13 protein-coding genes and 3 pseudogenes are annotated in these 15,039 nt (G+C 58.9%); 3 read left to right on the top strand and 13 right to left on the bottom strand.

The window, feature by feature from the left end:
• Nucleotides 1-42 precede the first annotated feature (42 nt).
• Together degQ and ACMX3H_RS02730 are read left to right on the top strand one after the other, a co-directional pair.
• The gene (degQ, locus tag ACMX3H_RS02735; RefSeq protein ID WP_415209712.1) at nucleotides 43-1,377 is read left to right on the top strand and encodes a serine endoprotease DegQ; all 1,335 of its coding nucleotides are present in this window, start codon (nucleotides 43-45) and stop codon (nucleotides 1,375-1,377) included.
• Nucleotides 1,378-1,707: 330 nt separating this feature from the next.
• Nucleotides 1,708-2,304: pseudogene (locus ACMX3H_RS02730) on the top strand (STAS domain-containing protein); the annotation flags it as partial.
• Nucleotides 2,305-2,427: 123 nt separating this feature from the next.
• On the opposite strand, the gene ACMX3H_RS02725 reads toward ACMX3H_RS02730, so the two are convergent.
• The 11 genes and pseudogenes from ACMX3H_RS02725 to ACMX3H_RS02675 all read right to left on the bottom strand — a co-directional run bounded on the left by ACMX3H_RS02725 (nucleotide 2,428) and on the right by ACMX3H_RS02675 (nucleotide 12,882).
• Nucleotides 2,428-2,595, bottom strand: coding sequence for a hypothetical protein (locus tag ACMX3H_RS02725; protein WP_415209724.1), 168 nt, complete (start codon nucleotides 2,593-2,595; stop codon nucleotides 2,428-2,430).
• Between the two features lie 44 nt (nucleotides 2,596-2,639).
• Nucleotides 2,640-2,783 (bottom strand): hypothetical protein, encoded by a 144-nt coding sequence (locus tag ACMX3H_RS02720; protein WP_415209723.1) that lies wholly within the window; start codon nucleotides 2,781-2,783, stop codon nucleotides 2,640-2,642.
• Between the two features lie 37 nt (nucleotides 2,784-2,820).
• Nucleotides 2,821-3,027, bottom strand: a complete 207-nt coding sequence (locus ACMX3H_RS02715; protein ID WP_415209711.1) for a hypothetical protein — start codon at nucleotides 3,025-3,027, stop codon at nucleotides 2,821-2,823.
• A gap of 197 nt (nucleotides 3,028-3,224) precedes the next feature.
• Entirely contained in the window at nucleotides 3,225-3,635 is a 411-nt protein-coding gene (gene arnF / locus ACMX3H_RS02710; protein WP_415209722.1) for a 4-amino-4-deoxy-L-arabinose-phosphoundecaprenol flippase subunit ArnF, read from the bottom strand.
• On the bottom strand, nucleotides 3,635-3,970 hold the full coding sequence (arnE, locus tag ACMX3H_RS02705; RefSeq protein ID WP_415209710.1) for a 4-amino-4-deoxy-L-arabinose-phosphoundecaprenol flippase subunit ArnE: 336 nt from the start codon (nucleotides 3,968-3,970) through the stop codon (nucleotides 3,635-3,637). Before arnE ends, arnF begins: the two co-directional genes overlap by 1 nt.
• Nucleotides 3,967-5,619: a lipid IV(A) 4-amino-4-deoxy-L-arabinosyltransferase gene (gene arnT / locus ACMX3H_RS02700; RefSeq protein ID WP_415209709.1), complete on the bottom strand. Its 1,653-nt coding sequence runs from the start codon at nucleotides 5,617-5,619 to the stop codon at nucleotides 3,967-3,969. Before arnT ends, arnE begins: the two co-directional genes overlap by 4 nt.
• Before the next feature lie 7 nt (nucleotides 5,620-5,626).
• Nucleotides 5,627-6,520, bottom strand: a complete 894-nt coding sequence (arnD, locus tag ACMX3H_RS02695; RefSeq protein WP_415209708.1) for a 4-deoxy-4-formamido-L-arabinose-phosphoundecaprenol deformylase — start codon at nucleotides 6,518-6,520, stop codon at nucleotides 5,627-5,629.
• The gene (gene arnA / locus ACMX3H_RS02690; RefSeq protein WP_415209707.1) at nucleotides 6,517-8,499 is read right to left on the bottom strand and encodes a bifunctional UDP-4-amino-4-deoxy-L-arabinose formyltransferase/UDP-glucuronic acid oxidase ArnA; all 1,983 of its coding nucleotides are present in this window, start codon (nucleotides 8,497-8,499) and stop codon (nucleotides 6,517-6,519) included. Before arnA ends, arnD begins: the two co-directional genes overlap by 4 nt.
• Nucleotides 8,496-9,476, bottom strand: a complete 981-nt coding sequence (gene arnC, locus ACMX3H_RS02685) for an undecaprenyl-phosphate 4-deoxy-4-formamido-L-arabinose transferase (RefSeq protein WP_415209706.1) — start codon at nucleotides 9,474-9,476, stop codon at nucleotides 8,496-8,498. Before arnC ends, arnA begins: the two co-directional genes overlap by 4 nt.
• Nucleotide 9,477: 1 nt before the next feature.
• Nucleotides 9,478-10,617: a UDP-4-amino-4-deoxy-L-arabinose aminotransferase gene (arnB, locus tag ACMX3H_RS02680; RefSeq protein ID WP_415209705.1), complete on the bottom strand. Its 1,140-nt coding sequence runs from the start codon at nucleotides 10,615-10,617 to the stop codon at nucleotides 9,478-9,480.
• 1,174 nt (nucleotides 10,618-11,791) lie between these two features.
• Nucleotides 11,792-12,882 (bottom strand): annotated as a pseudogene (locus tag ACMX3H_RS02675) (ABC transporter substrate-binding protein).
• Between the two features lie 353 nt (nucleotides 12,883-13,235).
• Here ACMX3H_RS02675 and ACMX3H_RS02670 point away from each other — a divergent pair.
• Nucleotides 13,236-14,544 (top strand): annotated as a pseudogene (locus tag ACMX3H_RS02670) (chloride channel protein).
• Between the two features lie 54 nt (nucleotides 14,545-14,598).
• Here ACMX3H_RS02670 and ACMX3H_RS02665 read toward each other — a convergent pair.
• Both ACMX3H_RS02665 and ACMX3H_RS02660 read right to left on the bottom strand, forming a co-directional pair.
• A complete protein-coding gene (locus ACMX3H_RS02665) occupies nucleotides 14,599-14,880 on the bottom strand; it encodes a sugar transporter (RefSeq protein WP_415209704.1) in 282 nt (93 codons plus the stop codon).
• A 51-nt stretch (nucleotides 14,881-14,931) separates the two neighbouring features.
• Nucleotides 14,932-15,039 (bottom strand): transposase domain-containing protein (locus ACMX3H_RS02660; protein WP_415209556.1); only part of this gene is annotated, 108 nt, incomplete at its 5' end.

The raw sequence follows: 15,039 nt of genomic DNA, 5'->3' as shown, positions 1-15,039 counted from the left end.
AACCAGGGTATCTGATACGAAAACGAGCGAGTTAACGTTACAATGAAAATAACACCTCTATTCAGCGCATTGGCGCTCAGTATCGGGCTGAGCCTACTCCCTTTTTCGGCGCCCCGGGCGGCGCTGCCGGCCGAAGTGGCGGGGCAGTCCATGCCCAGCCAGGCGCCGATGCTGACCAAAGTCCTGCCGGCGGTGGTTAGCGTGCATGTTGAAGGCTCCCAGCCCCTCCGGCGTCCCACGCTGCCCAAGGAATTCAAATACTTCTTCGGCCCCGACACCCCGGGCGGCAACGGCGGAACGCGTCCGTTTGAAGGGCTGGGATCAGGGGTCATCATCAACGCCGCAAAGGGTTATGTGATCACCAACAATCATGTGGTCAACGGCGCGGACAAGATCAAAGTGCAGCTCAATGACGGTCGCGAATTCGACGCCAAGCTGGTAGGGCACGACGAGCAGACCGATTTGGCGCTGCTGCAGTTGCCCTCCCCGAAAAACCTCAGCGAGGTGACCATGGCCGACTCCGACGCCCTTAAGGTCGGCGATTTCGCGGTCGCGGTGGGCAACCCGTTCGGCCTCGGCCAGACCGCAACGTCCGGTATTGTATCCGCCCTGGGCCGCAGCGGCCTGAATTTGGAGGGCCTGGAGAACTTCATTCAGACCGATGCCTCCATCAACCGCGGGAATTCCGGCGGCGCGCTGGTTAACCTCAACGGTGAGCTTATCGGCATCAATACCGCCATTCTGGCGCCGGGGGGCGGCAATATCGGCATCGGTTTCGCCATCCCCAGCAACATCGTCAAAAACCTGAGTCAGCAACTGATTGAATATGGCGAAGTCAAACGCGGCCAGTTGGGTATTAAGGGCACCAAGCTGACCGCCGATATCGCCAAAGCGTTTAATATCGACGCCCAGCGCGGCGCGTTCGTCAGCGAAGTGTTGCCGAATTCCGCCGCGGCCAAGGCCAGTATCAAAGCTGGCGATATCATCATCTCGGTGGAAGACAAGCCGATCCAGAGTTTCGCCGAATTGCGAGTGAAAGTCGGCACGACCGCCCCCGGTAAAACCGTCAAACTCGGCTTGCTGCGCAACGGCAAGCCGCAAACGGCGTCGGTGGTCCTGGATGACAGCGCGTCCGCCACCTCCAGCGAAGAGATCCTCACCCCGGCGCTGCAGGGGGCTTCTCTTAGCAACGGTCAGTTGAAAGACGGCACCAAGGGTGTTCAGGTGGAGGATGTCGTGAAAGATTCCCCCGCAGCCGCGATCGGCCTGCAAAAAGGCGATGTAATCATCGGCCTGAACCGCGAACGGGTACAGAGCCTGGCACAACTGCGCAAAGTGTTGGAGGCCAAACCGGCGGTCATGGCTCTAAATATGTAAGCGCCCCATGGAGGACGTCTTGAATTATTGGTGGGTTTGTTGTATGGCCCGGTAAGAATATGTTCCACTACGATGCCTAGTGAACCCGCATCCTATAAGGGACGGCTGTCAGATCATGGATAATCCGGCGATGATAGTGTCCACTTAAATATTAATGGACACTATCACAAACTTCAGAATCACTAATTTCATATCACTCAAACCGGGATGGAAATAAAAGTTATTAAAATCAATACAATGTGAAAATACAATGAGCATAAGCGTGTAACGTAGGTTTACTGTCTCATACAACAAACCCACCAATAATTCAAGACGTCCTCCACGGGGCGCTTACTCAACGTACAACTAGGACAAGCGCGCACCCGTTTCTCCACCTTCGCTGCGGCGCTGATGTTGCTGTTGCTGGTGACCGCGTTAAGCAGCGTGGTGGCGCGTATTCCGATGGTGGTACTGGCGACGGTGATGATGATTGTAGCGGTCAAAACCGTCAACTGGCACAGCGTCAACCCGGGCACGCTGCGCAAAATGCCCTTTTCGGAAACGCTCGTGATGAGCGTGACCGTCGCGGCAACGGTCTGGACCGGCAATCTGGCGGTAGGCGTAATGGGCGGGGTCGTGCTGGCGATCATGCTGTTTGCCCGCCGCGTGGCGCATGTGATTAATGCCGAGCGGGAATTGGCCGCCGACGGCAGTCAGGTGTGCTATCGGGTGCGCGGCCCGCTCTTTTTTGGCAGCAGCAATGATCTCATTGAGCGATTCGCGTATGGCCAGGATCCGGCGACGGTGATTATTGATTTGACCCATTCGCAAATCTGGGACGCCTCCAGCGTGGCCGCGCTGGACGCCATTGTCACCAAATATCAGGCGCAGGGCGCCGAGGTGACATTCACCGGACTTGACGCACGCAGCAGCGATTTTCATCGGCGCCAGCGGCGACAGGATGCCGAACGGCAGGCGCGTCTCGCGTCGGGCGAGTTTCGCGGCATCCCCCTAACCCGCAGGCCGCCTCGCGGCAAAGGCAAGCAGCGCGCGAAGAACGCGGCCGGTCGATTATTTGATCACCCCTTTTCGTATACCGGCGGCGAACAGAGCATGATAGCGGGGATAAACATAGGCATAAACGGCGTTCACCGACGTTACGCTCCGCAAACTTAACCCCGCGCTCACCAGCGCAACGCCCAGCGACGCCGCCATATCGAGCGGGAAATGAACGCCCATATACACCCTAGCCCAGGCGACCAGCACGCTAACCACGAACAGGGCTAGCCCCTGCCGCCGCCTATTAGGCTAAAGCTGATGGCGCAGGCCAGCGACATATGATCGCTTGGGAAGGAATTATTGGCCGCGTGATAGAGGAAATTCTGCCCGAGAGGGATCATAAACGGCCGCGGATGTTGCCAAACCATACCTATTGCGATATTAAGGGCCAGCGCCAATAGCATGCTAAACAGCGCGTAGAGCACGGCCTTTTTTTTGCGCCTCGCCGCGCCAAAACCAATTGAATAGCAACACCAGTGGAAACAACGCCACGGCGTCGCTGGCGAAAAATGTTCCCACCCGCAGCATGCCGGCGCTGACGGCGGCGGGCGCATTGATTAATTGAAACAAATAAACGTTAAGCTGTTCCAAAGCCGGCGTGAAAGTTGTCATAGCCTCTGTCCCTAGTTGAACAATGCAGGGGAATATCGCGCATCGTTGTACGTCGTTGTGGCGGGCGCTTCGGGCGCCAGGCCCTGCCCTGCCCTGCGCCGCGCGGCGAGCAATCGCGAAAGCGCGGCGTCCCCCCTTGTACCGCCCGCCGCCACGAGCGTCGCTGCGTGCTGGTTTTGCCCCGACAGCCACAGAGGCTAGCGGCGTTGCGTGTCGTGCTTACCCCGGCCGCCGCCCTTCTTCCCCGCGGGTAGGCAAATCAGCAGCAGGCCGCCGCAAATCAACGCCACACCTATCAGGCGCGATAGCGTAAACCGCTCATGAAATTCGGTGATCATCAGCGCACAAGCGGCCACCAGGACATAACTGAGGCTGAGCAGCGGATAGGCTTTATTCAGCGGCAAGCGGCGCAGCGCCATGAACCAGCACCCCATGGAACAGGCATAGGCCAGTAGGCCGCCCACCAGCAGCACAATAGCCGCCGCATTGCTCGGGTCCAGCCACAGTCGGGGAGCGCCAAGCGGCGGCAGATGCATCATCGCCCATTTCATCAGCAGCTGCGCGGTGCTGACCAATACCACGCTGAACAACCCCCAACCATAGCCCATCACAGATTGACCCCCATGACCATCACCCCCGCCACTATCAACAGCAGGCCGGCGCCGTGACTCAATGACACGGGCTCTCGCCACAGCCAACGGGCGGCCAGGGTCACCAGCACAAAATTGAGGCTGAACATCGGGTAAGCGATGCCTACCGGCACCCGCTGCAATACCCATAGCCACACCAACATGGCGACGCCCAGCAGCAGCAGACTGGTCGCCAGCCAGCGCACCCGATGCCGGAGACGTCTGGCGCCGGGCACCGCGCTGGCGGCGTGTTTCTGGCACAGCTGGCCGGCGCAGCTAAGCAGACTGACGAGGAAAATCAGCAAATAAATCATGGCCGGCGTTGATGGTATGCCAACAGCACCAGCCGTCTGCGTCGGAAAGTTTCATCCGCGCGCGGCAGGTGGTCAATTTGCGACTCGCCGTTGGGAAGCAGCAGCACCAACGCAACCGAACCTTCTTTACAGCGTTCACGAAGCCAGTCAGAAAACCCCTCCTCGCGGATAAAACGGCCTGCGGCGTCGGGATAGCTCAAGCCATAGGCCAGCTCTCCCTGGCGTTCAAATAACGCAATATCGCTGCGCTGCAGCTCCCAGGCGAGCCCCGCCGCCACGCCGACGCTATCGGCGAGAATAAAGCGGCTATTCTCCAACTGCGGGCGCACCGTCTGGATGAATGACTGGGGCTGCTTGGCGTCGATCACCTGCTGCGGTATCGCCTGCCCGACCAACAGCGCAATCCCCAGCGGACACAGCGCCGCCCAGCGCCAGCGCGCCACCGGCGCACGCAGGGTCAGCCCACCCACGGCCGCCCAGATCAGAAAGCCGAGCACCCCCAGCAGCACCTTACCGCCTTCATCGCGGCCGAAAAGCGGATGCCGCGCCAGCCCCCAGGGGGCCAACACGCCGGCTAACGCGACGACGCACAGCAGCCCGAACAGCAAATTAATCGCCCCGTTGACCTTCAGCGCCCGGCCGCCCCACGCCGTCGCATAGCGCGCCATCAGCAGGGACAACGGTGCGAAGCAAGGCAGGATATAGGTAGGCAGTTTGCCTTTCGACAGGCTGAAAAACAGCAGCGGCATCACGACCCAGCCCAGCAGATAAAACGCCCCGCTCTGCGCCTGACGTTCACGCCAGGCGCTGTGCAGCGCGCCGGGCAGCAGCGCCAACCAGGACAGCGTCCCCGCCAGCAGCACCGGCAGGTAATACCAGAAAGGGGCTTTATGTTGGGCATTATCTTCCGCGAAGCGCTGTATATGCTCGACCCAGATGAAATAATGCCAGAAATCCGGCTCGCGACGTGCGATGGCGATAACCCAGGGCAAACTTGTCGCCACGGCGCCGAGTAACGCCAGCGGCCCGTAAGATAACACCTCTTTCCAACGTTTTTGTGCGATGACCCACGGCAGTACGCCGAGCACCGGCACCGCCAGCGCCAGGAAGCCTTTGGTCATGAACCCCAGCCCGCAGGCAACCCCCACCGCCAGATAGCCCAAGCCTTTACGCCAACCGCGGGGCGCCTGCGCCGCCTGCCAGAAAGCGCACATGGCGGCCGCCAGCCATAATGCGATCATCGGGTCGAGCACCGCATAGGTTCCGATGCTATAGACCAGCAGGCAGGAACTGAAAATCGCCGCCGCCGTCAGCCCCAGGCGATGATCCTGCCATAAACGCCGTGCCAGCCAGTACACCATGAGCGCCGTCAGGGCAATGGAAAACGTGGAACCGAAATGCACGGCGAAATTGGTGTGGCCAAATGCCCACTGGCTGAGATTATTGATCCAATAACCGACGGCCGGTTTCTCAAAATAACGCAGGCCCAGGAAATGGGGAACGACCCAATCGCCGCTCGCCAGCATCTCGCGGCTTATCTCGGCGTAGCGTGTTTCATCCGGCTGCCACAGGCTACGAAACGCCAGCGGCAGCAGATAATACAGGGCGATGACGAGCAACAGCCCGATACCGGCTTTGGTGGCTTTCATTCTCGACTCACTTTAACAAGCGCTGACATCCGACCCAACCCTCCCGTCCCGGCAGAACGCCGCGCACCACCCGACCGACCGGAAGGGCGGCGACGTCCTGAGGGATGAGCTCCTGCAATGGACAAAAGCGGATCCCTTCCGCCGCCGCCATCGACAACAATTCCCGAAACATGCCGCTGAGCGCAATGCCCTCCGCCTCGGCATGAATGGTGTAAACCGGAGTCCCGCCATCCGCTTTGATGCTATCGAGAATGAAACGGTTGTAGCCTGCGCGGGTCGTGGTCTGGCCGATGGCCTCGTCAAACGTGGGCTGCGTTACCGGAATTTGTACCGCGCCGAAAGTGCCGTTCGGCAGCAGCGGCCGAAATGGGCCAGTGCCGCGACAGTCGCTATTGTAACGAAAGCCAAAGGGCTGTTTGGCCTGCACCACGCGATCGTCCGCGCGCCAGCCCGCTACCGCCGAACAGGTTACCGGCCGGTCGATAATCGCGGTCAATACATCCCGCGCCAGGCGAATCTGCTCGGTCAATTGACCTTCATTCCACACTCCGGCCCAGGTCTGCCAGGCAAAATGATCCCAGGCGTGCAGCCCGACTTCATGGTCGGCCGCCGCGGCGCGGATCGGCGCGGCCAGCCCCTGGCCGATGTTCCTGCCGGGCCAGGCGGTGCCGGCCAGCAGGATATCCCAGCCGTAGAGCGAAACGGCGCGCGAGCGCAGCATCTTCACCAAAAATTGCGGTTTTGCCAGGCGCAACAAATGGCGCCCCATATTATCCGGCCCAACGCTGAAAAAGAACGTCGCCTGGATCTGCTGCGACACTAGCATCTCCAACAGGCGCGGCACGCCGTCGCGGGTACCGCGCCAGGTATCGACATCAATACGCAAGCCGACGTTTTTCATTGCGTCGCGTCCGGCAAATCGACGGTTTGCAGGAAAAAGTCCAGCGTTTCGTCGATGGTTTGCGCCATGGGCACAGAAGGCGCCCAGTCCAGGAGGCGTTTGGCGTTACGAATGCTCGGCTTACGGTGCTCGACATCCTGATAGCCTTTGCCGTAATAGCTGCTGCTTTCCACATCGCGGAAACCGGCGAACGGAGGGAAATGCTGGCGCAGCGGATGGCGCTCGAAACTTGCCAGCAGCAACTCCGCCAACTGCCGGATACTGGCTTCGTTTTCCGGATTGCCGATATTAATTATCTGACCGTCGCAATTCTGGTCTTTGTTCTCAATGATGCGGAACAGCACCTCGATACCGTCGCTGATATCGGTAAAGCACCGTTTCTGCGCGCCGCCGTCCACTAATTTGATCGGCGACCCCTCCACCAGATTCAGGATCAATTGAGTAATGGCGCGCGAGCTGCCGATACGCGCCGCATTCAGATTATCCAGCCGCGGCCCCATCCAGTTGAAGGGGCGGAATAGCGTGAAACGCAGCCCTTCTTTTTCACCATACGCCCACAGGACGCGGTCCAGCAGCTGTTTCGATACCGAATAAATCCAGCGTTGCTTATTGATAGGCCCCACAATTAAGCTGGAATCGTCTTCGTCGAACACCGGGTCGGTACACATACCGTAAACTTCGGATGTCGACGGGAAAATAATGCGTTTTTGGTATTTGACGCAATGACGGATTATTTTCAGGTTTTCCTCGAAGTCGAGTTCAAACACCCGCAGCGGATTGCGCGTATATTCTATAGGCGTGGCGATCGCCACCAGCGGCAGAACGACATCGCATTTTTTGATGTGATATTCGATCCACTCCGAATGGATGCTGATATCGCCCTCGACGAAATGAAACAGCGGGTTCACCATAAAGCGGCTTATCGCATCGGTACCGATATCCAAACCGTAAATTTCATAATTGCCGTCGCGCAGCAGACGTTCGGTCAAATGGTTGCCGATGAAGCCGTTCACGCCCAGGATAAGCACGCGGGTGCGGAGCTTATGACTGACCAGCGGGCGCGGATTCAGCAGGGCGCCATTGACCAGCCCCAACGCCTGGGCCAACTGGCCACCCTGCATATACACCCCTTGCTGGCTCTGGCCGGTTTGAATCTCCAGCGCATCGCTGCCACAGGCGATGACCAGCGGGTCGACGGACAAAACGGTGCCGGGCTGTGCGGCGTCGCTGTTCGGACGCACTTGCGCCTTCCAGACAATAAATTTTTCTCCGCCGGCATAGCTGAAGGCGCCCGGCCAGGGATCGGTCACGGCGCGCACCAGATTGGCGAGGGTCGCGGCGGGCTGACACCAGTCCAGGCGGCTGTCTTCCGGCGTGCGGCGGCCCACATAGCTGGCGGCGCTATCGTCCTGGGGCGTTTCGCTAAACCGTTGCTCACGGATGGCCGGCAAAACGCTCTCCAGCACAGTAGTCGCCGCCTCGCACAGTTTGCGGTGCAGCGACAGCGCATCATCCTGAGGCGTAATCGCCACGCTGCGCTGCGCCAGGATATTGCCCGCATCGGCCCGCGCCGTCATACGATGCAGGGTTACGCCGGTTTCCTCTTCGCCGTTGACCAGCACCCAATTTAGCGGCGAGCAGCCGCGATAGCGCGGCAGCAGCGAACCGTGCAGATTGAATGCGCCCACCGTCGGCAGGCTCAGGATCTCCTGGCAAAGCAACTGGCGATAGTAAAACGAAAATATCACGTCCGGTGCCAGCGCTTTGATTCGCGCTACCCACAGCGGATGGTTAACGTCAGCCGGTGCAAACACCGGAATACCGTGTTCCGCGGCGATGCGCGCCACCGAACCAAAAAAGGGTTTTTCCGCGGGGGCATCAGGATGGGTGATGATGGCCTCGATAGTAAAGCCTGCTTTAATCAGGGCGGTGACACCCACGCAGCCCATATCATGATAAGCAAAAATGACAGCTTTCATTGTGTTTCCTGTTGAGACGAGAGTGGATTTTGACTGACCACACGCTGGACAAAATAACGGGGACGGGCGCGCACATCGTTATAGATACGGCCGATGTATTCTCCCAGTAGCCCCATGCCGATGAATTGCGCGCCGATAAAAATGAACAGCACCGCGAACAGCATAAAGACGCCTTCGGCCGCCCAATGGGAGCCGAGAAACAGGCGCAGCATGATGAGCAGCAGGGAAAATGCGAACCCCAGCAGGGCGATAATGCTGCCGATAACGCTCAGCATTCGCAGCGGCGTGGTCGTCAGGCAAGTGATGAGGTCATACATCAAATTGACAAGCTTCATCAGACTGTATTTGGAATCACCGAATTCGCGTTCCGAATGCATCACCGGTATTTCGATGGTTTTGCGGACGAAGGTATTGGCCAAAATCGGGATAAAGGTGCTGCGCTCGTGGCAGTGCAGCATGGCGTCGATAATATGGCGGCGATAGGCGCGCAGCATGCAGCCGTAATCGCCCATCGCTTTGCCGGTCGTGCGCTGAATCAAGGCATTAATCATGCGTGAGGCTCGCTTGCGAAACCAGCTGTCCTGCCGGTTCTGGCGCACGGTGCCTACCACGTCGTAGCCTTGCGCCGCGACCTCGACCAGCCTCGGGATCTCTTCCGGCGGATTCTGTAAATCCGCATCGAGGGTGACCACCAAATCGCCGGTCACGTGGCTGAAGCCGGCCATGATGGCGGAGTGCTGACCGTAATTGCGGTTCAGCAATACCGCGACGATATGGCTGCCCGGCGCTTCGGCCGCGGCGGTCAGCACGGCGGCGGAGTCGTCGCTGCTGCCGTCATCCACCAGCAGAATTTCATAGGCGGCGTCGAGCCGCTCGCAGGCCGCCACCGTGCGACGCATCAGCTCGGGCAGGCTTTCTTGCTCGTTATAGACCGGGATTACGATCGAAACTTTGTCTATTTTCATGGATGTTGTCATATCAAACCTTCGCAATGGCGCGCAGCGCGGTAATCACGCGCTCGACATCGTCATCGTTCATGGAGGGAAAAAGCGGCAGCGAACACATGCGCGCGGAATTCCACTCGGTGTCCGGCAGGACCAAATCGGGAAAACGCTCGCGGTAATAACGCTGCGTATGGGCGGCGCGGAAATGCAGGCCGGTGCCGATGCCGCGTTCTTTCAGCGCCTGCATCAGGCCGTCGCGATCAATGCCGCACCGCCGCTCGTCGACGCGGATAATAAACAGATGCCAAGCGTGGTGGTGTTCCCAGGCGGGCAGCGCCAGCGGAGAAAACGGCGTTTCGGCCAGTCCGCGCAAATAGCGCTGGGCCAGGGCCGCGCGGCGCGCGTTGTGCTGCGGCAGTTTATCGAGCTGCACCAGCGCAATGGCGGCATTGATATCGGCCAGGTTGTATTTGTAACCCGGCGCCATTACCTCCGCCTGTGGGGCCCGGCCCTGCATGTTGCGATCGAACGCATCCACCGCCAGACCGTGAAACTTCAGGCTGCGGATGCGCTGCGCTAGCGCATCGTCGTCCGTGACCACCATACCGCCCTCGGCGCATGTCATATTCTTGATGGTGTGGAACGAGAAAATGGCGGTGCCGGCGGCGCCCACGTGGCGGCCTTTGTAGCCAGTCCCCGCCGCATGCGCCGCATCCTCAATCACCGGGATGCCATAGCGTGTGCCCAGCGCACGAATGGCGTCGATATCCGCCGGCGCGCCGGCGTAATGGACGGGCACAATGGCGCGGGTGCGCGGGGTGATCGCCGCTTCGATAAGCGCCGGCGTCACCATCAGCGTGTCGCGGTCGACATCGACCATGACCGGTTCAGCGCCGAGCAGGCAGATCATATTCAGGGTGGAAACCCACGTCTGCGAAGGCGTAATCACCTCATCGCCCGGCCGCAGCCCCAGAGCCATGAGCGTGACATGCATACCGCCGGTCGCCGAGCTCACTGCGATGGCATGGTGATTGCCGGTCAATTGACAGAACGCCTGTTCCAGCAGCGCGCATTTCGGCCCGGTGGTGATCCAGCCCGACCGCAATACCTCACCGACGGCGGCGAGCTCGGCCTCGCCCAGCGCAGGCCGGGAGAACGGCAAAAATTCAGACATTATTCGGTTTCCCTTAAAAATGGCGAGTCACGATTGAGCGGCAGCAAGCGACATAATTGGCGTGAACGGTATTGCCGCTGAACGGTAAAGTTCTGTAATGGATGACCGCGCTACAAACCGGAGGAATCTTAACTGAATTTCCTTAAATGAAAATTAGGAGCGGCAATGAATAGGGCTATTTTTAAATGTTTGTTTAAGTTGTGTTTACCCACTCATATGCGGATATTCTTTCATCACGCCATGTAACATTTTTCTCATCGCTGTATCGACTTCAATTAGTCTTCGCTAAGATAGGATACGTCAGCGTCATAATTGAAATCGTTTACCCTCAACCCTGCGCCGGTTGTTTTAGACTTTGCATAGGGAAATAATTTAAATACTCTCTAATGAAATCAATAAGCTTGACGTCTTATTCCGCCATTAATTTTTTTTCCGCAGCCGTTGCGCCGGCAAAAAGGTAAAACGGTTGGCTTTTTTCCGCTAATGTCACTCATTTTCCCCTTTTATGGGCAAGCGTCGTAGGAGGCGCGTTCGGCACGCGCAAACGGATCTCGGCGTTGGGGAACCGCGAGCCATCGGTATTGGGAAACTTGAGCCATAGGCGAAGGGGGCCGTCGGCCACAGGCGAAGTGTAACGTCGGACACAAACGTAGAGGAACGTCGACCACAGGCGTAGGAGAACTCCGGCCATAGGCGAAGGGGAACGTCGCCCACAGCCGTAGATGAACGTTGGCCGCAGGCGTGATAACAAGCGGATTGCCCGGCCTGGCTCGAAAAAGCAGGCGCTGGCTTAGCGGGGAAATCAGGGCGCGCTAAAGGCTTGTCCGCCAGGGTTAGCGCGGGTGCCTGACCGCATGGCGGTGCAGTCTGCCGCCGAATGCGCTACGCTGGCCTGACGCTTATTTGCCATCGACAGCTTTAAGGCGAGGTCATCTCCTGCCGCCTGGCGTGGTAGCTCGGAAGCGCCTTTTACCGCCGCGCCTCAGCGGCGCCCTCCTTCCCTGCCGCAGGCTGCTAAAAGCCTGCGGCGCCCCACTTTACCGCCGGTCCCTGTGGCGCTGTCCTTCCTGGCCACCCGGCGCCGTGCGAAGGCGGCACGGTTTTGCAACGATGTTCACCGTCCGGCGCCAGCGCCTGTTTCGGACGCCGGGCAGGACAGAGCGACGCCGTGGTGTTACGGCTGATAACTCAGCGTAATCGGCGCGTCCGGGATGTGGGTATAGGTAGTGATGATGTGATGATAATCCGCCGTGGGATCCAGGCGGGTGAACGCCTGTGGATAAAGATCTTTGGCCAGGAATTCCATACCAATAATATTATATGGATGGTTATAAAAGTGATGATAGACCCCGTATACCGCTCCCGTCTTGACAGGCGCGATTGCATTCAATCCGGTGCGGTGAATAAGCGTATTGAATACCGTGCCAACCTGCTCATGGCTAACACCGTACCCAAATGGCAATATATTATTATTCGGCCGTTTGGCCCGGTCATGATATAGACGTCCGGCTTCATGGCAATGATTTTCTCCAGCGAAACAAACCCGGACGCACCCGGTAACAGCGTGGAACCTATATTGTTAGCGCCGACAGATTCCACAAGTCCACCCCAGCCATTATGGCCATGAGTAAAACAGCAGTTGTCGCTATTGCCGGCAATAGGCTCGATAAATACCGTGGGTTTGATTTTAATGCTGTTTATGGTTTGCTGAATGCTGGCGAAACGTTGCTGATAAAAGGCGGTGTATTCGCCGGCACGCGCCTCCTGATTCAACGCCTTGCTCAATAACGTGATGCTGGCGGCGGTGTTTTTTGCCGGATGCAGTTCATAATCGATAAACATGACCGGGATACCGAGCCGTTGTAGATTGCTGATAACGCCGGTCTGCTCAAGGGCCGGCTTCGCACGCAATTGCGCTATCATCAGGTCCGGTTTCTGGGCAATAACGCTCTCCAGATTCACCTGTCCCTGATCGTTAAATCCCATGTCGATTACATCGCCGGCGGCCGGCCAGGCTTTTTTCAGCAGTTCCCAAGTCTGGACGTTCTGTTTCTTGGGTAAATTATTCCACGCCACCACGCGGCGGAAGGGATTTTCCCGATCCAGCAGCGCCAAAGAGAGGATATCGCGGCCATCCTGCAATATGACATGTTGGGGTTCTTTCGCCAGCGTAAGCGTTTGGCCGTCCATATCGGTGACCGTCAGCGGATAAGTGCTCGCCAGGCAGCTGGCCGAGGCGCACAGCACGCCAACCGTCATCATCATCTTGAATTTCAACACATGTATTCTCTGTACATATAATTTGTAGTGATAATTATTATTATATATATCTTTATTCACAAAGCGCTTATGCCTCTTAATCACGTCTGCCCGCGCTGGGTTATGAGACCCTGCCATTGTGCCTTGGTGGCGTTGCACCGCTATCCGGCGGGTACCCGGCAGGTGACGGCAAAAAGTTAAACCATCCGTAAATAAACGGCGAAAACACGCCCTCATCAGCCTCCGACGCCCGTTTACCGCAGGTGGCGGCCGTCATTTCGTGATAATTTAACTTAACGATTCAGCTCCACGGGACCGCGCCGTCCTGGCTTCGCCGTAACTTAAACCTGCAGTAGTTGATGCGCATTATGACAAAATCCCCCTCACGTTCTCTTTTCGTTCTGACTCTGGCGGTCATCCTCACCGACATTGTCGCCGGCATTAGCGGTATGCTGCTGGCGATGCTGCTTCATGCTATACAGCATCTCTTTTTTGGCTATAGCTTGCCGCACATCATCAGCCAAGAGAGCTTTTTACAGGGCGTCACCGCCGCCTCCCCCCCTGCGCCGCGCCGGCGTGCTGATGTTCTGCGGTCTGGTGGCGGGCGGCGGCTGGTGGCTGCTTTATCGCCCCGCGCGCCCGCTGGTCAGCATTGCCCGCGCGCTTGCCAGTGCAAAGCCGGAAATGCCGGTGGTGGCAACGCTCATCCACGCGCTGTTGCAAATCACCACCGTCGCGCTGGGATCGCCGTTGGGCCGCGAGGTCGTGCCCCGTGAAGTGGGCGCCATGAGCGCCGGCCGTCTAGCGCGCATCTTGGGCCTGGGCGACGCCGACACCCGCATCCTGATGGCCTGCGGCGCCGGCGCCGGGCTGGCGGCGGTGTACAACGTCCCGCTGGGCGGCGCGCTATTTGTACTGGAAGTGCTGATGGGAGCGTTCAGCTTCACGGTGATGATCCCGGCGCTGGCCTGCTGCGCTATCGCGACGATGGGCGCCTGGGCGGGGCTTGGCAATGAAACGCAATATCACCTGCCTGCCCTGGCGGTGACGCCTGCGCTGCTGGCCGGTCCGCTGTTCGGGCTGGCCGCCTACGGCTTTAGCCGCCTCACCCGCAGCGCCAGGGACAGAGCGCCGCACAACGCCTTATTGCCCGAGCTATGCCTGTTGAATTTTACCCTTATCGGTTTGCTGGCGGCGACATTCCCGGCCTTATTGGGCAACGGCAAAGGTCCCGCGCAATTGAGCTTTGGCAATCATCTGCTGATGGCGACGGCGGCAACGCTATTGGTATTGAAGGTCGCGGCCATTTGGGGCAGTTTACGCGCCGGCACCCAAGGCGGCCTGCTTACGCCGGGTTTGACCTGCGGCGCGCTGTTGGCCTGCCTGCTGGGGGGCGCCTGGAATCTGTTGTGGCCCGGCACCGCGCCGGGGGCCTTTGCGGTCATTGGCGCCGGGGCATTTTTGGCCACATCGATGACGATGCCGCTAACGGCGATAGTGCTGATATTCGAGTTCACCGACCTGACGCTGAATTTTCTGCCGCCGATGATCGTTGCCGTCACCGGCGCGATGTGCCTGTTCAAATTCTGTCAGTCAAGGGCAGCGCCTAAAGGGTCGGACGGTACCGCGCCGGCGTGTGATGGCGCGCCAGAACAGCCGCAGGGGTGAACGCCCCCCGGCCCCCTCATCGGATGCAAGAAGCAATGGCCGCCGCGTTAAACCTCATCCCGCGCCTTTGATGCGGCAATAGGTATACACGCTGAGCCCACCGACAATAGCGACGATGCCGATGACCACGAAGCCCGGCAGATAGGAGCCGGTGCTGCCGTGGAGGAACTCGACGACAAAGCCCGCCGTCGTTCCGCCAACGCCCGCGCCGATACCGTTGATGATCCCGGACGCGGCCCCGACCGCTTCCTTTCTGACGCTGGAAGTAATAATGGACCAGATATTGGTGGTAAAGCAGCTGGTGAACCAGGCGATGGAGAGCGTGATGACCGCCATTTTCACCACCGTGCTGGCAATGTAAGCGTACGCCCAGCGCCGTATTGACAGTTATTCAGCAGGGATGGTGAGGTTCCACGGCAGGAGCTCTTTGATTTTGTTGATGGGATGATCCGCGATAATCGCCAGCACATGGCGCAGATACGCTTCCGGCTCCAC

The organism is Sodalis sp. (in: enterobacteria), assembly GCF_047607725.1.
Taxonomy (GTDB): Bacteria; Pseudomonadota; Gammaproteobacteria; order Enterobacterales; family Enterobacteriaceae; genus JBLKSS01.
This window is presented reverse-complemented; position numbering and strand designations above follow the sequence as displayed.